General features: G+C 60.2%; 16 protein-coding genes. 7 read left to right on the forward strand and 9 right to left on the reverse strand.

The features are described from left to right. Positions 1-137 precede the first annotated feature (137 nt). The 4 genes from HU718_RS28810 (at position 138) to ilvD (ending at position 5520) form a co-directional block, all read left to right on the forward strand. Positions 138-1211, forward strand: a complete 1074-nt coding sequence (locus HU718_RS28810; RefSeq protein WP_186616692.1) for a SagB family peptide dehydrogenase — start codon at positions 138-140, stop codon at positions 1209-1211. Continuing rightward, a complete protein-coding gene (locus HU718_RS28815) occupies positions 1208-2185 on the forward strand; it encodes a diiron oxygenase (RefSeq protein WP_095121549.1) in 978 nt (325 codons plus the stop codon). The genes HU718_RS28810 and HU718_RS28815 overlap by 4 nt, the downstream gene beginning before the upstream one ends. Then, positions 2178-3410 (forward strand): multidrug effflux MFS transporter, encoded by a 1233-nt coding sequence (locus HU718_RS28820; protein WP_150706357.1) that lies wholly within the window; start codon positions 2178-2180, stop codon positions 3408-3410. Before HU718_RS28815 ends, HU718_RS28820 begins: the two co-directional genes overlap by 8 nt. Positions 3411-3678: 268 nt before the next feature. Then, entirely contained in the window at positions 3679-5520 is a 1842-nt protein-coding gene (ilvD, locus tag HU718_RS28825; RefSeq protein WP_008088424.1) for a dihydroxy-acid dehydratase, read from the forward strand. A 206-nt stretch (positions 5521-5726) separates the two neighbouring features. Here the strand turns inward: ilvD and HU718_RS28830 are convergent, their stop codons facing one another. Continuing rightward, positions 5727-6788: an HAD family hydrolase gene (locus tag HU718_RS28830; RefSeq protein WP_099757434.1), complete on the reverse strand. Its 1062-nt coding sequence runs from the start codon at positions 6786-6788 to the stop codon at positions 5727-5729. Positions 6789-7028: 240 nt separating this feature from the next. Between HU718_RS28830 and HU718_RS28835 the strand changes: the two genes are divergently transcribed. Beyond that, positions 7029-8420: an L-cystine transporter gene (locus HU718_RS28835; RefSeq protein WP_186616691.1), complete on the forward strand. Its 1392-nt coding sequence runs from the start codon at positions 7029-7031 to the stop codon at positions 8418-8420. Between the two features lie 89 nt (positions 8421-8509). Here the strand turns inward: HU718_RS28835 and HU718_RS28840 are convergent, their stop codons facing one another. Next, entirely contained in the window at positions 8510-9022 is a 513-nt protein-coding gene (locus HU718_RS28840) for a dihydrofolate reductase (protein WP_186616690.1), read from the reverse strand. Between the two features lie 85 nt (positions 9023-9107). Between HU718_RS28840 and HU718_RS28845 the strand changes: the two genes are divergently transcribed. Both HU718_RS28845 and HU718_RS28850 read left to right on the forward strand, forming a co-directional pair. Next, positions 9108-10487, forward strand: a complete 1380-nt coding sequence (locus HU718_RS28845; protein ID WP_186616689.1) for a DUF2868 domain-containing protein — start codon at positions 9108-9110, stop codon at positions 10485-10487. After that, entirely contained in the window at positions 10480-11865 is a 1386-nt protein-coding gene (locus tag HU718_RS28850) for a GTPase/DUF3482 domain-containing protein (RefSeq protein WP_160042231.1), read from the forward strand. The genes HU718_RS28845 and HU718_RS28850 overlap by 8 nt, the downstream gene beginning before the upstream one ends. Positions 11866-11930: 65 nt before the next feature. Here the strand turns inward: HU718_RS28850 and HU718_RS28855 are convergent. The 7 genes from HU718_RS28855 to HU718_RS28885 all read right to left on the reverse strand — a co-directional run bounded on the left by HU718_RS28855 (position 11931) and on the right by HU718_RS28885 (position 20141). Further along, a protein-coding gene (locus HU718_RS28855; protein WP_437180867.1) for an IS3 family transposase occupies positions 11931-13072 on the reverse strand; the annotation gives its coding sequence in 2 pieces (ribosomal slippage) (positions 11931-12811 and positions 12811-13072; 1143 coding nt in all). Between the two features lie 226 nt (positions 13073-13298). Next, positions 13299-13859, reverse strand: coding sequence for a phosphonate degradation HD-domain oxygenase (locus HU718_RS28860; protein WP_186616675.1), 561 nt, complete (start codon positions 13857-13859; stop codon positions 13299-13301). Next, a complete protein-coding gene (locus tag HU718_RS28865) occupies positions 13859-14992 on the reverse strand; it encodes a TIGR03364 family FAD-dependent oxidoreductase (protein WP_186616676.1) in 1134 nt (377 codons plus the stop codon). Before HU718_RS28865 ends, HU718_RS28860 begins: the two co-directional genes overlap by 1 nt. A gap of 189 nt (positions 14993-15181) precedes the next feature. Continuing rightward, positions 15182-16207, reverse strand: a complete 1026-nt coding sequence (locus HU718_RS28870) for a putative 2-aminoethylphosphonate ABC transporter substrate-binding protein (protein ID WP_053124777.1) — start codon at positions 16205-16207, stop codon at positions 15182-15184. Positions 16208-16242: 35 nt separating this feature from the next. Then, entirely contained in the window at positions 16243-17967 is a 1725-nt protein-coding gene (locus tag HU718_RS28875; protein WP_150730919.1) for a putative 2-aminoethylphosphonate ABC transporter permease subunit, read from the reverse strand. Next, positions 17967-19043 (reverse strand): putative 2-aminoethylphosphonate ABC transporter ATP-binding protein, encoded by a 1077-nt coding sequence (locus tag HU718_RS28880; RefSeq protein WP_095112817.1) that lies wholly within the window; start codon positions 19041-19043, stop codon positions 17967-17969. Before HU718_RS28880 ends, HU718_RS28875 begins: the two co-directional genes overlap by 1 nt. Positions 19044-19277: 234 nt before the next feature. Further along, complete coding sequence (locus HU718_RS28885; protein ID WP_122594640.1) at positions 19278-20141, reverse strand: LysR family transcriptional regulator; 864 nt, start codon at positions 20139-20141, stop codon at positions 19278-19280. Between the last annotated feature and the right edge of the window lie 13 nt (positions 20142-20154).

Here is a 20154-nt window from a genome sequence, read left to right on the forward strand (position 1 = left end):
AAAAGATTTCTCTGGAAACCAACAAAATCGCAAACCTGGCTTTTCTGGTTGCTCCTAAAGCCCGTTAAGTAAGGCAGGACGCTGGGGAGTGCCGGCAACTCAGCGTCCTTTCGACTTCAGCCAGAGTGAACAGCCCCATGTACATCAACCCTTATCTTTTTATATTGCCGCGCTCACCAGGACAAATAGTATGGAATTACAAAGACCACACTCAACATGAACTCGATATCAACTATTCATCGCGCCTTGCCCAACTAATAAACAACCCAGACCTGTTCGACACCCACAACATCATAGATACACAACTATTAAGCGCGGGCATTCTAACCATTGCAAAAATCGACACCCCGCAATGGGGCTGGGATGAATTATCAAAGATCTATCACATCGGCACTCAAAACATTCCCTGCGAACACTCACCACAGAACATTCATGAGTGGTCCAGACAATATCTGGCGCACTGCAACGAAGTATTGGCTTGCCCGCCCCCCGCGACTGAACGCCTACAGCATGAGACTGATCAGCGCATTGCGCTGCCCGTCCCGTACGCATTGAGCAACGACAGCCTGAATAACGCGTTGCTTCAGCGAAAGACCTGCCGCTCCTTTACCGATGCAGCGATGACGCTCAGCGACGTCGGCACCCTGCTTTATCTTTCACTCGGTTATCTCCACGAGCGCGACATCGATCGCGACGACAGCATCGCCCAAGGCCTCGGCGCACGTCGCAGCAGCCCCTCCGGTGGCGGCCTGAACGCCTGTGAAGGCTTTCTGCTGGTACAAAATGTCGAGAATCTGGAACCCGGCATCTACGCCTACCACCCGGCGCAACACACCCTGAGCCGGGTCAATCCATTGCCACAACCGGCGCTGGGCGATTTGCTCGGCGGCCAGCATTTCATCAACAACCTGCCGCTTGGGTTGTTCATCACGGCCCGATTTGATCGGCTCTGGTGGAAGTACGAGCACTCACGGGCCTATCGAATGGCGTTCGTCGAAGCCGGTCATCTATCGCAGAGCTTTCAACTGGTTGCCACAGCGCTTGGCCTTAACACCTGGCTGACCGGTGCGTTTGCCGACAAGCAAGTCGAAACACTGCTCAAACTTGAGGGAAGCGCTGAACAACCGCTGTTCTTTGTCGGCTGCGGTGCGAGCGACGGGCACGTGATGTGCGCGGAAATGCGCGATCTGCTGCGCGAGGTCCAGGCATGACCCTGCTGATCCCCGATCCGAATGAAGTACCGGTGTCATGGGCGCTCAAGTTCACCCTCAGGGACTGGGACAGCCGAGCCTCGGTACGCAGCAGCACCCACGACTATCAATTGCCGGACGACGTGCAGCAGCAACTGCAAAGCCGCTACTGGTTCCCGCCCGCCTTCCTGCCCTACCTGGCTCATCCAGCAATCCAGGCTGCGGGGCGCGAGGTGTTGCATCGACTGACGGCCAATCACTTGGTGCACTTCCTCGACTACACCACGCTGCTCGAACACCGCATCGTCAACCGCGCGGTTGAAGTCATTGCGCATCGGGAACTGCCCATTTACGTGCCTCTGCCGATGAAGCACGCGGCGCTGCAACTCTACACCGATGAGGGTTACCACGCGCTGTTCTCCAATCGTCTCGCGGAGCAGATCGCCGGGCTTTACGGAATCACCGGACGGCCGACGATCCCCAGGCGGATCACCCGCATGAACGCAATGATCGCCCGCACCCCGGAGAAGAACCGCGCACTGGCATGGTTTCTGCTCGGCTTCGTCTCGGAGACCATCATTGCCCGCGAGCTGCTGGACATCTGCCGCGACACTCTGGTGTCCAGCGTGAACGACATGCTGCGCGACCATCTGGCCGACGAAGCCCGCCACAGTCGCTACTTTGCCGAAGTGTTCCACTACTGCTGGCTGTCCATGAACAGCCGCCAGCGTACGTTTGTGAGTAGAACGCTGCTGGAGATCATCGGGATTTTCTTCGAGGTCGACGAACGCTGGCTGCAACAGAGCCTGCGTGGCGCGGGCATCGCCGACAGTGACGTGATGGAGATAGTCGGCGGCATGGCAACGGTGCAGGCCAACCGCGCGCGTGCACGATCAGGTTGCATCGCTACGGTGGATGCATTGCGCAAGGCCGGATTTTTCGCCACACCCCATAACCAGACACTTTTTGCCAAGGCAGGACTGATCGATGGATAAAGGAAAATCCGTGGTAACTCCCCGTCAACGTCGCGGGGCGGTCAGCCTGTTGCTCGCAATGGTGCTGCTTGGCGTGTTTCCACTGGATGTCCTGCTGCCTTCGTTTCCGGCACTGGCGGCGCATTTTCGCAGTACACCGGCGGACATCGCACTGTCGATCAGTCTGTTCGCCGTAGGTATCGCGTTTGCCCAGGTGTTGATCGGCCCACTGTCCGACGTGATTGGCCGCAAGGGTTTGTTGCTCGCCGGCATGAGCGTATCGATGCTCGGTGCCGTCGGTTGCGTGATGACCAGCGATTACGCACTGTTCCTGGTGTTCCGGGTAGTACAGGCCTTGGGGTGCGGCTGCTTCGTACTGTCCCAGGCACTGGTGCAGGATCTGTTCGAAGGTGAAGAGCGTGATCGTCTGCGTATCCTGATGGTTACGGCCACCGGGATTTTCATCTCCGTATCGCCGCTGGCCGGCACCTTTCTGCAAGCAACCCTTGGCTGGCGCGGCAGCTTCTGGGTGTTCACTGCGCTGGCTGGCGCAGTGTTGCTCAAGGCCTGGATTTTCCTGGAGAACACCCGCCCCGTTGTCAGCGGCCCTCCCATGAGTTTCCTCAAGGCCTATCGACGGGTGTTGGGAGATTTCGACTTCGTCGGCTACTGGCTGATTTCAGCCTTCGCATTTGCCTGCCATTTTTCCTTTATCGTGATTTCACCGCTGATTTTCATGGACCAACTGCAAATGTCGGCCTATGAGTTTTCGCTGATCCTGCTGGTGTACGGCGCCGCGTATGTCGTGGGCGGCATCATTGCCACCGTATTGAACCGACGTATCACGCCGGGCCGGCAAATCATCACCGGGCTAAGCCTGATCCTGCTGTCGGGACTGGTCATGCTGTATCTCGCCGCCCACCATGCTTTGGCCCCCGCCACGGTGCTGATCCCGATGCTGATCTGCACCGCCGGCACCACCATCACGCGTCCAGCCGCCACCTCCCGGGCCATGGGGCTGTTTCCCGAAAATGCCGGCACATCAGCCTCGGCCGGCAGCACAATCATCTTCATCTGCGGCGGGTTGATCAGCGCATTGATCAGCCTGAGTCCGACCAATATGCAATCGACGCTGGGATACAGCTTCGTGCTGCTCAGCGGCATCGCGCTGATACTCAACAGCCGGATAAGCCAACGCGCCAGGAACCTTGCAGACAATGCGCTTGCGCAACCGGGTGGGGATTAAACCTGCCGATCGTCATCCCACACGCACCGTCGGCACTGGAACAACACTTTGCGCCATTCCCTCCAGACGCCAGCGGTGTAGAATCGGCTGATTCATCGCCATTCATCCCCCGGCGGGTTTATGAGCTCAGGCTGAGACCAGCGGCGATCCCGCAACGTCATCGGCAACATCACGGACACACGGCCATTTCTGAGTGTTCCAGACGTCAATAGAAGCTCACTCCCCTTTTGCACCTGATTAGTAAGCGATTAGCCGCCCGGAGTGCTCCATGCCAGATTACCGCTCGAAAACATCCACCCACGGCCGCAACATGGCCGGTGCCCGCGCACTGTGGCGCGCCACGGGGATGAAAGATGACGACTTCAAAAAGCCGATCATCGCCATTGCCAACTCGTTCACCCAATTCGTACCGGGCCACGTGCACCTGAAAGACCTGGGTCAACTGGTCGCCCGCGAAATCGAACGCGCTGGCGGTGTAGCGAAAGAATTCAACACCATTGCCGTGGATGACGGCATCGCCATGGGCCACGACGGCATGCTGTATTCGCTGCCGAGCCGCGAGATCATCGCCGACTCCGTCGAGTACATGGTCAACGCCCACTGCGCCGACGCCATCGTCTGCATTTCCAACTGCGACAAGATCACCCCCGGTATGTTGATGGCTGCTCTGCGCCTGAACATTCCGGTGATCTTCGTTTCCGGCGGCCCGATGGAAGCCGGCAAGACCAAACTCGCCTCCCACGGCCTCGACCTCGTCGACGCCATGGTGATCGCCGCCGACGAAAGCGCTTCTGACGAGAAAGTCGCCGAGTACGAGCGCAGCGCCTGCCCGACCTGCGGTTCGTGCTCCGGCATGTTCACCGCCAACTCGATGAACTGCCTGACCGAAGCCCTGGGTCTGGCCTTGCCGGGCAACGGTTCGACCCTCGCCACCCACAGCGACCGCGAACAGCTGTTCCTGCAGGCCGGCCGTACCATCGTCGAACTGTGCAAACGCTACTACGGCGAGAACGACGAATCGGTACTGCCGCGCAACATCGCCAACTTCAAGGCGTTCGAGAACGCGATGATGCTCGACATCGCCATGGGCGGTTCGACCAACACCATCCTGCACTTGCTCGCTGCTGCCCAGGAGGCAGAAATCGACTTCGACCTGCGCGACATCGACCGTCTTTCGCGCACCGTTCCACAGCTGTGCAAGGTTGCGCCGAACATCCAGAAGTACCACATGGAAGACGTGCACCGCGCCGGCGGCATCTTCAGCATCCTCGGCTCGCTGGCCCGTGGTGGTCTGCTGCACACTGACCTGCCGACCGTGCACAGCCGCAGCATGGAAGAAGCCATCGCCAAGTGGGACATCACCCAGACCACCGATGAAGCGGTGCATCACTTCTTCAAGGCCGGCCCGGCCGGGATTCCGACCCAAACGGCGTTCAGCCAGTCGACTCGTTGGGAAACTCTGGATGATGACCGTGAAAACGGCTGTATCCGCAGCTTCGAACACGCCTATTCGCAGGAGGGTGGTCTGGCTGTGCTGTACGGCAACATCGCTCTCGACGGCTGCGTGGTGAAAACCGCCGGTGTCGACGAATCGATCCACGTCTTCGAAGGCAACGCGAAGATCTTCGAGAGCCAGGACAGCGCCGTACGCGGCATCCTCGCTGACGAAGTGAAAGCTGGCGACATCGTCATCATTCGCTACGAAGGCCCGAAAGGCGGCCCGGGCATGCAGGAAATGCTCTACCCGACCTCGTACCTGAAATCCAAAGGCCTGGGCAAAGCCTGCGCCCTGCTCACCGACGGTCGTTTCTCCGGCGGTACTTCCGGTCTGTCCATCGGCCACGCTTCGCCAGAAGCCGCCGCCGGTGGCGCGATCGGTCTGGTGCAGGACGGCGACAAAGTGCTGATCGACATTCCTAACCGCTCGATCAACCTGTTGGTCAGCGACGAAGAACTGGCTGCACGCCGCGCCGAACAGGACAAGAAGGGCTGGAAACCGGTCGAGATTCGTCCACGTAAGGTGACGACCGCCCTCAAAGCCTACGCCCTGTTGGCGACCAGCGCCGACAAGGGTGCTGTGCGTAACAAAGCGATGCTCGACGGCCTGTAAGCGTCAAATCGCCGAAACAAAAATGCCCCGCCAAGTGCGGGGCTGATCGTTCCCACGCTCTGCGTGGGAATGTCTCAAGGGACGCTCCGCGTCCAGTGACGCGGAGCGTCACGGGCTGCATTCCCACGCAGAGCGTGGGAACGATCAATGGTGACTGACACTACGCTTTCGCGAGCAGGCTCGCTCCCACATTGGATCGGTGTGGCTTACTGAATTTCCTCAGGCTTGACGATCACCCAGTTCTTGTCCGCCGTCACCGGCAACCCTTCCTTGGCCTGCGCTGCCGCATGCTTGGCCATCATGCCGTTCAACTGCGTCATGTACTTGTCCTTGCGGTTGACCCACAAGTGAATCCCTCCCTTGGCCACGTCAACATCGTGGAACAGCATGTAACCATCGCTGGTCGGGGTATCGCCGCCAACCAACACCGGTTTTTTCCATTCATCGATGTAGGTGAGAATCGCCGCGTGCTTGCCGGCCATCCACGTCGCCGGCGTCCACAGGTACGGCGTCAGCTCAAGGCCGAGGTTGGCCTTCTCGTCATATTTGCCGGCGGTAATCTGCTTGCGTGCGGTGGTCAGTTCGTTGGTTTCGCGGTTCTTCAGCAGCGTGGTTACGCCGATGACGTTCTGCGGTTTGACGTTGTAGCCATACTTCGGATCCGCCGCGACCATGCGCACCAGCTCTTCAGACGCGGCGGTCATCACGTAGACCTCGATGCCGTTCTCCATCAGCTTGTTGTACAGCTCTTGCTGGCCGGTGAAGATCTTCGGCGGATTGACGTCGAGCTTCTTCACCACATCGCCTTCGTAATAAGTCGCCGGCACCGGTTTGCCCGAAGCCATCAGCTCATCGACGTAGCCTTTGAGTTCCTTGAGGGTGAAACCGGAGAACACCTGCGCCACCCACGGGTAGCAGACCATGTCGTCGACTTCGCAGAGGCGATAGTAGTAACTGAACAGGCTTTCCTTGTGGTCGGCGGTGTCCTTGAACGGCATCAGTTTCAGGGAAGGGTCGAGTTTGTCGCGGGTGATCAGGCCCTTGTTTTCCATGAACGGCAACAAGGATTCTTCGAGGTCGTAGCGGTAACTGGTGTTGTCCATGTCGAACACCGCGTAGTTACCTTTGTTGGCGTTGGCGGCGATCATCGCGTCCAGCGCCTTGGCCTGATCGGCCGGCCAGTGTTTCAGGTCGGTGGCGAAGGCCTGAGTGGCCAGGCCCATGCCCACAGCCAGTGCGACAGCCAGAAATTTCGGTGCGAACTTCATAAGCCTCTTCTCCCTGATTCAAAGAGATCGACGCTAACAAATATGTGTGACAGTCCTCGTCTGTCAGCGACCGCCCACGTCCCTATCGCGCCAGATGCATTGCCGAGAGCGACACGGGCTTATTCCAAAAACGACGGACGCCCTAAGATTTCGGTATTAAATCATTGCAAATCAAGCTGTTAGGCTTGCCGGTTCGCAGCAGCCCCGGAAGGCTGTTAGCAAAGTCTTTCTGGAGTTCTCATGAACCTACCGTTGATTCTCAACTTGCTGGTGTTCCTCGCCCTGCTCTTCGGTCTGGCGCAAACCCGCCACACCACCTGGAGCCTGGCGAAAAAAGTCCTGCTCGCGCTGGTGCTGGGCGTCGCGTTCGGCGTGGCCCTGCACACCGTTTACGGTGCCGGCAACCCGGTGCTGAAAGCGTCGATCGGCTGGTTCGATCTGGTCGGTAACGGTTACGTGCAGTTGCTGCAAATGATCGTTATCCCGCTGGTGTTCGCCTCGATCCTCAGCGCCGTGGCGCGTCTGCACAATGCTTCGTCGCTGGGCAAGATCAGCTTCCTGACCATTGGCACCCTGCTGTTCACCACCGCGATTGCGTCGCTGATCGGTATCGGCCTGACCAACCTGTTCGGCCTCACCGCTGAAGGTCTGGTCGCCGGCACCCAGGAAATGGCCCGTCTGCAAACCATTCAGTCCGACTATGCCGGGAAGGTTGCCGACCTGAATGTGCCGCAACTGCTGCTGTCGTTCATTCCGCAAAACCCGTTTGCCGATCTGGCGCGGGCCAAGCCGACCTCGATCATCAGCGTGGTGATTTTCGCCGCATTCCTCGGGGTTGCCGCGCTGCAACTGCTCAAGGATGACGTCGAGAAAGGTCAGAAAGTGATCAATGCCATCGACACCCTGCAAGCCTGGGTGATGCGTCTGGTACGACTGGTGATGAAACTGACCCCTTACGGCGTGCTGGCGCTGATGACCAAAGTGGTCGCCGGTTCCAACCTGCAGGACATCATCAAACTCGGCAGCTTCGTCGTTGTGTCGTACCTCGGTCTGGGCCTGATGTTTGTCGTGCACGGCTTGCTGGTGTCGGCCGCCGGGATCAACCCGCTGCGTTTCTTCCGCAAGATCTGGCCGGTGCTGACGTTCGCGTTCACCAGCCGCTCCAGCGCGGCGAGCATTCCGCTGAGCATTGAAGCGCAGACTCGGCGTCTGGGGATTCCGCAATCGGTGGCGAGTTTTGCCGCATCGTTCGGTGCGACCATCGGCCAGAACGGTTGCGCCGGTTTGTACCCAGCAATGTTGGCGGTGATGGTTGCGCCGACCGTAGGCATCAACCCGCTGGATCCGCTGTGGATCGCGACGCTGGTGGCGATTGTGACGTTGAGTTCGGCGGGCGTGGCCGGGGTCGGTGGCGGCGCGACGTTTGCGGCGCTGATCGTGCTGCCGGCGATGGGTTTGCCGGTGTCACTGGTGGCGTTGCTGATTTCGGTTGAGCCGCTGATCGATATGGGGCGGACGGCGTTGAACGTGAGTGGTTCGATCACTGCTGGCGCGATTACCAGTCAGGTGATGCAGCAGACTGATAAAGAGTTGCTGGATGCTGATGAGCATGCGGAACTTGCTCAGGCTTGATTAGCGCCTGACAGACCGCTATCGCGAGCAGGCTCACTCCTACATTGGAATGCGTTTCCCTGTAGGAGTGAGCCTGCTCGCGATGCTTTTTAGGCTTTTTCCCAGACTTCGAAGTTGTACGCTGGCTTATCTTCAACCGCCGGGTTTTCAACGTTGGAAACCAGTTTCCACTGGCTCGAATCAAACTCCGGAAACCACGCATCCCCTTCCGGGCTCAACGCCACGCGAGTCAGATACAGACGATCCGCCTGCGCCAGCCCTTGCGCGTACAACTGCGCGCCGCCAATCAGCATCAGCTCATCAACGCCCTGCGCCTTCGCCCATTCCTCGGCGCGAACCACGGCCGCTTCCAGCGACGGATAAACCTCGGCACCTTCGAGCACCAGACCGGCCTGACGGCTGACCACGATATTCAAGCGCCCCGGCAATGGCCGACCGAGCGAATCCCAGGTCTTGCGACCCATGATGATCGGCTTGCCCAAGGTGGTGGCCTTGAAGTATTTGAAGTCCCCCGGCAGGTGCCAGGGCATGCTGTTGTCGACGCCGATCACGCGGTTTTCACCGAGGGCTGCGATCAGGCTGAGGGGGAGTGATTTAGTCATGCCGGCGAGGATACCAGAGCCGCGCTTACCCCGATAAGCGCCACAGCGGTTATGCTCAGCGCTCATTTAAGCGACGGGACGCTGCGTGACTGAACTGACTCCACTGCAAAACCTCTGGCTCACCGAGACCGTGCGCCTGCGCGAAGAACACGCAGGCCCCTTGGATGATCTGGAAGCCAATCGTCTGGCCCGCACCGTCGGCGGCGATCTGCCGAGCCGCATTCAGCGCCGGGCGCTCTGGCTGGCCGAACGTGACGGGCTGACGGCCGCCCTCAAACACTGGCTGCAAGGCGCGCGTCTGGCACTGCTATTGATGGTGGTGCTGGCCTGCGTCACTGGCGCAGGCATGGCATTTTCTGCGCTCGGCGACGGTACGCGAGCAGTGAACATTTTCTGGGCGCTGGGCACCTTGCTCGGGGTCAATCTGATCCTGCTGCTGAGTTGGGCATTCGGTCTGCTATTCGCTGGCGAACATGCTGCTGCGCTTGGCAGGTTGTGGCTGTGGCTTAGCGAGAAATTTGCCCGGGACGCCAAAGCCGCGCAATTACCCCCCGCATTACTGGTCTTGCTGCAACGCCATAAACTCAATCGCTGGGCGATTGGCTCGCTGGTCAATGGCCTGTGGCTGCTGATCATGTTCAGCGCGCTAAGCATGCTGATATTGATGATGGCCACTCGGCAATATGACTTCATCTGGGAAAGCACGCTGCTGGGCGCTGACTTCTTCGCGGCACTGACTGATGCGTTGACGGTTATTCCCCATGCGCTGGGCTGGAGTGCGCCGAGCGTGGACATGATTCGCGTAACGCTGGACACCGATTACAACCGCGTCCTGGTTCGCCAGATGTGGGCGATTTGGCTGGTCGGCGCGGTGCTGATCTATGGCGTGCTACCCCGCCTTGTGCTGATGCTGTTCTGCCGTTGGCGCTGGAAACGTGGGCGTGATCGCTTGCGTCTGGAGCTGAACCTGCCCGGCTACGCGCATCTGCGCGAACGTCTGATGCCGACCAGCGAACGCCTCGGCGTCAACGACCCGGAGCCGGCGCAATTGCACCGTGTCGAAAGCGGCGTTGGTGAACGGGTTAGCGAAGGCGCGTTGTTGGTCGCGATTGAACTCGATGAGCAGCGCCCATGGCCGCCCGCGCTGCCGAAAAACGTCAGCAACGCCGGCATCCTCGACAGCCGCGAATCACGCCACAAACTGCTCGAACAACTCAGTCGCTTTCCGCCGGCACGCCTGGCGATTACCTGCGACCCACGGCGCTCGCCGGATCGCGGCAGCCTCGCCTTGATCGCCGAACTGGCGCGCAGTGCGGGCGAGACTCGCGTGTGGCTGCTGCAAGCGCCGCCCGGCGAAGCACTGGATGCCGAGCGTCTCGGCGACTGGCACGTCGCACTGCAACAACTTGACTTGAAGTTCGCCGATTGCGCGCCGTTGAACTGGCTGGAGACGGGTCATGACTGATGCCTGGAAAGCGCCGCTGAAACTCGCGGTGGTCGGCCACACCAACGTCGGCAAAACCTCGCTGCTGCGCACGCTGACCCGCGATGTCGGTTTCGGCGAAGTCTCCCATCGCCCGAGCACTACCCGGCATGTCGAGGGCGCGCGGTTGTCGGTGGACGGCGAACCGTTGCTCGACCTCTACGATACGCCGGGGCTGGAAGACGCCATTGCCCTGCTGGATTTTCTCGAACGCCTGGAACGCCCCGGCGAACGCCTCGATGGTCCGGCACGACTGGCGCGATTTCTCGACGGCAGCGAGGCACGCCAGCGCTTTGAGCAGGAAGCTAAAGTACTGCGGCAATTACTCGCCTCCGACGCCGGATTGTATGTGATCGATGCCCGCGAACCGGTGTTGGCCAAGTACCGCGACGAACTGGAAGTGCTCGCCAGTTGCGGCAAGCCGCTGCTGCCGGTGCTGAATTTCGTCAGCAGTGCCAACCATCGCGAGCCGGATTGGCGTGAAGCGTTGGCACGGCTTGGGCTGCATGCGCTGGTGCGTTTCGACAGCGTTGCGCCGCCGGAAGATGGCGAGCGACGGCTGTATGAAAGTCTGGCGCTGCTGCTGGAAAACGCTCGTCCGCAATTGGAGCGGCTGATTGCCGATCAACAGGCTCAGCGCCTCGCGCGTCAGCAAAGTGCGGCGCGCTTGATTGCTGAGTTGTTGATCGACTGCGCCGCGTGCCGACGCAGTGTGGTCAGCGAGGCGGAGCAGGAGCAGCAAGCCATCAGCGAACTGCGCAAGGCTGTGCGCCAGCGCGAGCAGAAGTGTGTTGAGGCGTTGCTCAAGCTGTACGCGTTTCGTCCGCAGGATGCGGCGGCGAGTGATTTGCCGTTGCTCGATGGACGCTGGGGTGATGACTTGTTCAACCCGGAAACCTTGAAGCAACTCGGCGTACGCGTGGGCGGCGGTATTGCTGCCGGTGCGGCGGCAGGGGCTGGCGTGGATCTGCTGGTTGGCGGAATCACCCTCGGCGCGGCGGCATTGGCCGGGGCGATTGCCGGTGGCGCGTTGCAGACGGCGCGCAGTTATGGCAGCCGGTTGCTCGGCAAGATCAAAGGGCAGCGCGAGCTGACGGTGGATGATGGGGTGTTGCGGCTGTTGGCGTTGCGCCAGCGGCAGTTGGTGTTGGCGCTGGATCAGCGTGGGCACGCGGCGATGGATGCGGTTCAGGTGGCGACCCCGCAGGATAAAACCTGGCGTGAGGGCAAGTTGCCGGAAGCGCTGAACAAGGCGCGGGCGCATCCGCAGTGGTCGTCGTTGAATCCGCAGGCGAAGTTGAATCAGGCTGAGCGGCAAGAGCAGATTGAGGGGTTGGTTGATCGGGTGCTTGAGCTTTAGATCGCTACCCCCTCACCTGATCTGGTCAAACGATACTGGACACGGTTATAGGGTTTTACCCTTTTTCATGCCGCCAGGGCCTCCATGTCCACCGGAGTTCGGTAGCCATTGTGACTGTGCAGCCTGATCCGATTGTAATAATGGGTCAGGTAGCGCAACACATCGGTACTGGCCTCGTCTTCGTTTCGGTAGCCTGTCTTGGGTATCCATTCAGATTTCAAACTGCCAAAGAAACGCTCCATCGGCGCGTTATCCCAGCAGTTTCCTCGTCGACTCATGCTTTGTTTTATGCGCATGTCCGCCAGCGTTTCACGAAACACTTTACTACTGTAATGACAGCCCTGATCCGAATGGAACATTAGGTTTTCAGGGCGTCCTCGCGACTCGAAAGCCATCTTTAACGCTCGACAGGTCAGAGCTGAATCCGGACTTCTGGACATCGCCCAGCCGACGATGCGGCGGGCATGCAGATCAAGTACAGCAGCCAGATAAACCCAGTAAGTACCGGCCCAAATGTAAGTCACGTCGCCACACCACACTCGATTGGGGGCCTCGACATTGAATTTACGCTCCAAATGATTGGGGGCGTATTGCGCCTCCGCACCGCTGGGTTTGTACCGATGCCTGCGCCGTTGCTGGCTCTTCAAACCGAGCTCGCGCATCAGGCTACGAGCCATGTAACGACCTACCGACTCTTTTTCGTTACACAGCGCTTTTGACAGGCTGCGCGCGCCCATTGAGCCGCGACTTTGCTCATGTAATTCGGCAGCCTTGATCTTTAGGCGATCGCGCCCGACATGCACTTTCGCCCGCTGTTTCAGACGCTCGTAATAACTGCTGCGGTTGATACCAAACACGCCACACAACTCGGATCTTGGATATTGCTCGCTTAACTCCTCGACCAGCCTTACCGATCGAGGGAATCCGACATCAAGAGAGCTGTAGCCTTTTTTAAAATTTCCTTCTCGCGCTCAATCCGTCGAATTGTTGCTTCCAGTTCTTGGATGCGTTGTTGGTCAACGGTCATGGCCTTGGACTTCTCAGGCGTCTTGCCGCTGCGCTCCGCACGCAGTTGCTCAACCCAGCGGCGCAGAGCTGTAGGGCCCACGCCCATTGCTTCACAGGCTTCACTCACCGAATAGTCTTTATCCAAAACCAGGCAAGCCGCATCCCGTTTGAAATCTGTCGAAAAATATCGTCTGGTCAAATCACACCTCGTCGTTGGGCGTAGATTAACGCCCTTTAGGGGTGTCCAGAATCATTAAGCCAGATCAACCCCAGCCCTCTCCCCCAAGGGGGCGAGGGGGAAAGGGAGCAGATCTGCATGCTGTCCAAACCTGAGTTCGACTGGATATTTCAGGTCGGTGTTTGGCTCAAAAACAACACGGTCGGCTCCCTCTCCCTCCGGGAGAGGGCTGGGGTGAGGGCGACAATCACTCAGCCAACAACAAAACCTCAGCCTTGCGCTTGAGCACCGCCAGATCCATCACCGGCACCGCCCTCTCCTTGGCCAACTCATCCCACTGCCGCATCCGCAAACTGACCGCACACAACGGATCCCGCTCAAACACATCCGCCTCAGCCTCGGTCATCACCCCGCCCTGATATTCCAACGTCCGCCGACTCGCCTCACTCAGCCGATCAAAATATCCCGGCTCCCGCAACGTCAGATACCGCTTGGCCTGTACGTGATACTCCACGAGCTGCGCCATACGCTCGCTGAAACCGGCCTCGCGCAAATAATCCGCACCCAGCCGTTCATGACTGACCACGCCAAAGCCGCCCATGTTCTCAGCGCCCTCGGCACACAAATGGCCGATGTCATGAAAGAACGCCGCCAGCACCACTTCATCATCAAAGCCCTCAGCCATCGCCAGTTCGGCCGCCTGAGACATATGCTCAATCTGTGACACCGGCTCGCCGATGTAATCGCTGGTGCCGAAGCGTTCGTACAGCCCGAATACCCGCGCAACGACTTGCTCATGACCTGTCATCAAATTTCCTCCAGCAACTGCGCAACGTTGCGCTCGGCCAACGCCGGGCCGACGCTCATGCCGACGCCGGTGTGCATCAGCGCCACACTCAACCCCGCTGCCGGGCGCAGGAACGAAAATGGCCCCGGCCCCCGTGAACCATAGACGCCCTGCCAGCGCTCGACCACTTGCACCTTGCAGCCCAGCGTCTGCTCGGCCAGCTCGATCATCCAGTTGTCCACTTGCTCGGCGTTGAACGGTGAAGGATCGCTGCCGTAGTGGTGCGAGTCGCCGATGATCAGCTCGCCGTAAGGTGTCGGGCTGATCAGCAGGTGAATGCCGTTGTCGTGCAGGTGCGGTTGCTCGCGCAGGATCTGCGCCTGCACCGCCGCCGCTTCTGGCAGATCGGCGAAGGCGCCGTAGTGCACGCAGCTCAGACCGGTGAGCAAGGCGTGTTGCAGGTTGAGATCGACCTGCGGTTTGGCGCGGAGCATTTGCAGACGGCAGATTTGCGGGTCGAGCGCGGCGATCGGTTCGGCCAGCAGGGTCTGATAGTCGTGGCCGGAGCAGACGACGATCTGCTTCGCGGTAAAGCTGCCGGCGGTGCTGTGCAGGTGTCCGGTTTCGACGTCGCGTACCAGCGTGGAGAAGTGGAACTCGACACCGAGGTCGCGGCGCAGGTAATCGATCAGCGCCGGGATTGCTTCGCGTGAGTACAGCTGTTGATCGTCGATGCCATGGAGGGCTGCGCGGTGGTGGCTGAACTGGCCGTGATACAGATCGCGCAAGGCCGCGCCGCGCAGCAACTGGATGTTGTAACCGTGCTCCACGGCGCGACCGTTGCAGAACACTTCCAGCAAGTGTTCTTCAACTTCAGTGCGAGCGAACAGGTACGAGCCGTTACGCTTGATCTGCAAGCCTGCGAGCTGCGCCCAGTCGCCCCATATCTCGCGGCTGGCCTTGGCCAGTTCGAGCATTGGGCCGGGTGGTTGGCCAGTGACCAGCGCCTGGCCGAAGTTGCGCACCGAGGCGCCGAGGGGGGTGGCGGTGCGTTCGAAAACGGCGACCTTGAGGCCGCGTTTGGCGGCGGCGTAGGCGTGGGACAGGCCGAGGATGCCAGCGCCGACGATGAGCAGGTCTTGGTGTTGTGTCATTTAGAAATGTCCTGCATGAGAGACCGCTTTCGCGAGCAGGCTCGCTCCCACAGGGGATTTTTAGTGCCCACAGAATTTGCGTTCACTGAAGATCCAATGTGTCAGCCCCCTCAGAGAATTGTGTTGTGAACACGGTCCAATGTGGGAGCGAGCCTGCTCGCGAAGGGGCCCTGTCAGTCGATAAAGATCTTACTTGGCCGCCACTTTCTCGGACTTGCCGTCATAACGCTTGCGCCACTCGGTCAGGATCTCGTCACGATTCTTCGAGGCCCAGGCGAAGTCGTTCTTGATCAAACGCTGCTCGTAATCGGCCGGCAATTCGGTCTGCGGCTTGGCGATCCCCGGTTGCGCGAGCACGGCGAAGTTCTCCTTGTACAGATCCATCGCCTCAGCACTCGCCGAGAAGTCAGCCAGTTTCTTCGCTGCCTCTTCATGCGGCGTGCCTTTGATCACGGCAGTCGCTTCGATCTCCCAGCCCAGGCCTTCCTTCGGCAGGATGATGTCCAGCGGCGCGCCCTGACGCTTCAGCTGTACCGCCGGGTATTCAAAGGAAATCCCAATCGGGAACTCGCCCGCCGCGGCTAACTTGCAAGGCTTGGAACCGGAGTGAACGTATTGGCCGATGTTCTGGTGCAGACCGTCCATGTACGCCCAACCCTGCTTTTCACCGAAGGTTTGCAGCCAGGCACTGACGTCGAGGAAACCGGTGCCGGACGACGCCGGATTCGGCATAACGATCTTGCCTTTGTACTCAGGCTTGGTCAGATCCTGCCAGCTCACTGGCTTGGTCAAACCCTGCTTCTCGGCCTCGACGGTGTTAAAGCAAATCGTCGCGGCCCACACGTCCATGCCCACCCACGCTGGCGGGTTGGCGGCGTCGCGGTAGTTCGCGCCGATCTTGCCGAGATCCTTCGGCGCGTAGCTTTGCAGCATGCCTTGCTGATCGAGGATCGCCAGGCTCGAAGCAGCCAGGCCCCACACCGCGTCAGCCTGTGGACGGGCCTTTTCGGCGAGCAGTTTGGCAGTGATGATCCCGGTGGAATCACGCACCCATTTGATCTCGACGTCCGGGTTGGCCTTTTCGAACGCCTCTTTGTAGGACTTCAGTTGCTCGGCTTCGAGGGCGGTGTACACCGTCAACTCGGTTTTTGCCGCGAAGGCATTCAGGCTGAAAGTAGCGAGCACAGCAGCGGCCAGGGCCAAAGGCTTGAACATGATCGGTATCCTGTCTTTTGAGTTGAGGGTGTGAATCAGTGACCGGGCGCGGTTTGCCGCCAGGCTTGAGAACGGCGCAGCAAGCCGCGCGAAGCCCACGCCAGCAGCAAGGACACGCCCGCCGAAGTGAACAGAATCAGGGTCGACATCGCCGCCGCGCCGCCGACGTTGCCGGCGTCATCCATGTTCAGCACCGCCACTGCCGCGAGAATGGTGTCAGGGCTGTAGAGGAAGATCGCCGCCGACACCGTGGTCATCGCCGAGACGAACAGGTAGCGCACGATGTCCAGCAGCGCCGGCAGGCAGATCGGTACGGTGACGCGCAGGTAGTGGCGGTACAGCGGCGCCTTCAGCGACAGCGCAGCGGCTTCGAACTCGGCGTCGAGTTGGCGCAATGCAGTGGTCGCGGTCATTTGGGCGGTGGTCAGGTAGTGCGCAATGGTGCAGACGATCAGCAGCGTCATCGTCCCGTACAGCACATGCAACGGGTTACCCGTGAGGTTGAAGAAGAAGACGTAACCCAGACCGAGCACCAGCCCCGGCACCGCCATCGGCACAAAACTGAGCATGCGCAGGGCCAGGTTGAGTCCGCGCTGACTGCGGGTTTTCTCCATCAGGTAAGCGCCGGTAAAGATCAGCACACTGCCGATCAGCGCCGTGCCCAACGCCATCTTCAGACTGTTGCTGTAGGCCAGCCAGCCACCGCCAGCAGTTTCGTTGAACTGGTAATGATTGAGTGACAGCGACAGGTTGTACGGCCAGAACTTCACCAGCGAGGAAAACACGGCCATGCCGAACACCAGAATCAACGCGGCGCTGATCAGCAAAACAATCGCCAGATAGCAGCCATCGCGCAGTTTCGACGGCGACGGTTTGAACACCTGCGCCCGACCGCTCATGGAATCGCCGTGTCGCCGACGCAACCACGCATCGACGCCGAAGCTGAACAGCGCCGGCAGCAACAGCACCATGCCGATCAACGCGCCGCGACCGAATTGCTGTTGGCCGACCACAGCTTTGTAGGCTTCCAGCGCCAGCACTTGATAGTCGCCACCGACCACCACCGGCACACCGAAATCGGTGATGGTCAGGGTGAACACCAGACAGAACGCGGCGAATACAGCCTGGCGCGTTGCCGGCCAGGTGATGCTGCGAAAGGCTTTGGCCGGACTGGCGCCCATGCTCGACGCCGCATCGAACAGTCGCGCATCGGCCAGCGACAAAGCCGAGAGCAGAATCATCAATGCATGCGGAAAGGTGTAAATCACCTCGCCCAGCACAATCCCCCAGAACCCGTAGATATTGTCCGAGAGCAATCCGCGCAACATGCCCTGGTTGCCGAACAGATAGACCAGCGCAATCCCCGGCAGCATCGACGGCGCCATCAGCGGCAACAACGAAATCCCGCGCCAGATGCCCTTGGCCGGAATCAGCGTGCGTTGCAGCGCATAGGCAAACAGGTAGGCCAGCGGTACGACGATGGCCGCGACGCTGAGGGAAACTTTCAGACTGTTGCCAAGCAGCCAGTGGAAATTCTCGCTGGTGACCAGCTCCTTCGCCGCGATCCAGCCACCGCCCTGCCCTGCCTCGCTGCTGAAACCACGCCAGAAGATCGCCAGCAACGGCAGCAATACCGCGACGCCGAGTAACAGCAGCAAGAGCACTTTGCCGCCGACGACAAAAATGCGATCGCCGATCTCGGCTTTCGAAGTCTGGCGCACCTGCTTGTGCGGTAGCGGCAGCGCGAGGTTGCTGTTCATCAGGCAAACACCTGCAGGCTGCGCGGCGGCAAGGCGACCATGATTTGCTGGGCGCCGAGGCGCGGCATGGCTTCCGGGGCGAGTTCGGCGAGCAACGCGTGGCCCGGCAGTTGATCGAGTTCGAAGCTCATGCGGCAGCGGTTGCCGAGGAAGGTGATCTCGCGGACTTTGGCCGGGAACAGGTTTTCTTCGTGCACCGGTGGATTGACGTTGATCGCTTCCGGGCGGCAAAACAAACGGCCCGAGGCACGCTGAATGCTGCCATCGCTGAGGCGCAGGTTCATCCCGCCGACCTGCGCGTGAGTGTCGCTGCTGCGCTGGAACGGCAGCCAGTTGCCCTGGCCGACAAACTCGGCCACGAACGGCGTGGCCGGGCGGTTGTAGATTTCCTGCGGGGTGGCGTACTGCTCGACGCGGCCGTTGTTCATCACCGCGATACGGTCGGCCATCAGCATGGCTTCGTCCTGATTGTGCGTGACCATCAGGGTGGTGATGCCGAGGTTGCGTTGCAGTTGGCGCAGTTCGGTGCACAGATGCTCGCGGACCCGGGCGTCGAGCGCCGACATCGGTTCGTCGAGCAACAGCAGTGACGGTGCCGGCGCCAGCGCGCGGGCCAGCGCTACACGTTGCTGTTGGCCGCCGGACAATTGGCCGGGGTACTTTTTCTCGCTGCCGGTGAGGCCGACCAGTTCGAGCATCTGTCCGACGCGGCGGCGCACTTCATCGCGGCCGCTGCCAGCGAGGCCGTAGGCAATGTTCGCTTCGACCGTCAGATTGGGGAACAGCGCGTAGGACTGGAACAGAATCCCGTAATCACGGGCTTGCGGGGCGAGGTGCGAGACGTCGCGCTCGCCGAGGTACAGCTCGCCGCTGTCCTGCTTTTCCAGACCGGCGATGCAGCGCAGCAAGGTGGTTTTGCCGCAGCCCGAGGGGCCGAGCAGACACACCAGTTCACCGGCGGCGACGTCGAGGGAGACGTTATCCAGCGCGGTGAAAGCGCCGAAGCGTTTCTGCACGCCGCGCACTTTCATCGGCGCACCGGGGTTGGTCAGGGCAGTTGCGATGGCAGGATTCATGGACAGACCTCATCAAGCAGATGGGGCCAATCCTAGAGTTGTAATGCGTCCGTCATGTGGCAGTGAGGCAAAAACGGCCGATAGTGGTATTCAGGGATTTTGGTTCAAGTGATGGGGTGACTGATCTGGCGCCTTCGCGAGCAGGCTCGCTCCCACAGGGGATAGTGTTCACAACCCAAATCCAATGTGGGAGCGAGCCTGCTCGCGAAGAGGCCAGCTCGCACACTGAAGATCTCAGGCCGGGGACATTTCCTGGGCCAAGCCGAGAAACGCCGCCGGCAACCGCGCGCCCTTGCGCTCTTTCAGGCAATACAGATATTCAGGAATCTGCGGCGCATTCTCGATGGTCAACACGCGCAACTGCGGATCATGCGGCACTTCCTGCCGGGCAATGATGCTGATGCCGATATTGCGCAATACCGCCTCACGAATCGACTCACGGCTGCCAATCTCCAGCAGCGGCCCGAAGCTAACCCCGGCAGTCGCCAGCAATTCTTCCGTCAGCCGCCGCGTGGTCGAACCGGACTCACGCATCAACAACGTATGCCCGGCCAGCGCACTCAACGCCACATGCTCCTGCACAGCCAGCGGATGATTGCGATGCACCGCCAGCACCAGCGGATCAGTGCCCAACACCCGACGAATCAATCGCGCGTCATCGAGCAATTGCGACGACGCGGCGATGTCCACGCGGTAATCCTCCAGCGCTTCCAGCACTTGCTGCGAGTTACCGATTTCCACCGACACTTCCACTTGCGGCAGACGCTCGCGAAAGGTCTTCACCAGATCGAGGATGTAATACGGCGCCGTCGCCGCGATGCGCAACGTGCCCTGCACCTGACCGCTGTTGCGCAGGAAGAACTCGATATCGGCCTCTTGCTGCAGCAGGGTCTTGACCATCGGCAGCAACCGCGCGCCTTCATCACTGACGCTCAGACGCCGGCCGCCACGGTAGAACAGTTCCACCGAGTACTGACTTTCCAGATTGCGAATCTGCGTGGTCACGGTCGGTTGGCTGAGGCCGAGTTTTTTCGCCGCCAGCGTGATGCTGCCCAGACGGGCGACCATGTAAAACGCTTTCAGCTCGGCACTCAGCACAACCTTTCCTCAT

It is taken from the genome of Pseudomonas tensinigenes (genome assembly GCF_014268445.2).
Classification (GTDB): domain Bacteria; phylum Pseudomonadota; class Gammaproteobacteria; order Pseudomonadales; family Pseudomonadaceae; genus Aquipseudomonas; species Aquipseudomonas tensinigenes.

Excerpts from the sequence above, each read along its gene's own strand:
- HU718_RS28810 (WP_186616692.1), top strand. The coding sequence starts at position 138 with ATGTACATCAACCCTTATCTTTTTATATTGCCGCGCTCACCAGGACAA.
- HU718_RS28865 (WP_186616676.1), bottom strand. The coding sequence starts at position 14,992 with ATGACACAACACCAAGACCTGCTCATCGTCGGCGCTGGCATCCTCGGC.
- HU718_RS28880 (WP_095112817.1), bottom strand. The coding sequence starts at position 19,043 with ATGAATCCTGCCATCGCAACTGCCCTGACCAACCCCGGTGCGCCGATG.
- HU718_RS28820 (WP_150706357.1), top strand. The coding sequence starts at position 2,178 with ATGGATAAAGGAAAATCCGTGGTAACTCCCCGTCAACGTCGCGGGGCG.
- HU718_RS28850 (WP_160042231.1), top strand. The coding sequence starts at position 10,480 with ATGACTGATGCCTGGAAAGCGCCGCTGAAACTCGCGGTGGTCGGCCAC.
- HU718_RS28840 (WP_186616690.1), bottom strand. The coding sequence starts at position 9,022 with ATGACTAAATCACTCCCCCTCAGCCTGATCGCAGCCCTCGGTGAAAAC.
- HU718_RS28870 (WP_053124777.1), bottom strand. The coding sequence starts at position 16,207 with ATGTTCAAGCCTTTGGCCCTGGCCGCTGCTGTGCTCGCTACTTTCAGC.
- HU718_RS28815 (WP_095121549.1), top strand. The coding sequence starts at position 1,208 with ATGACCCTGCTGATCCCCGATCCGAATGAAGTACCGGTGTCATGGGCG.
- ilvD (WP_008088424.1), top strand. The coding sequence starts at position 3,679 with ATGCCAGATTACCGCTCGAAAACATCCACCCACGGCCGCAACATGGCC.
- HU718_RS28835 (WP_186616691.1), top strand. The coding sequence starts at position 7,029 with ATGAACCTACCGTTGATTCTCAACTTGCTGGTGTTCCTCGCCCTGCTC.
- HU718_RS28830 (WP_099757434.1), bottom strand. The coding sequence starts at position 6,788 with ATGAAGTTCGCACCGAAATTTCTGGCTGTCGCACTGGCTGTGGGCATG.
- HU718_RS28875 (WP_150730919.1), bottom strand. The coding sequence starts at position 17,967 with ATGAACAGCAACCTCGCGCTGCCGCTACCGCACAAGCAGGTGCGCCAG.
- HU718_RS28860 (WP_186616675.1), bottom strand. The coding sequence starts at position 13,859 with ATGACAGGTCATGAGCAAGTCGTTGCGCGGGTATTCGGGCTGTACGAA.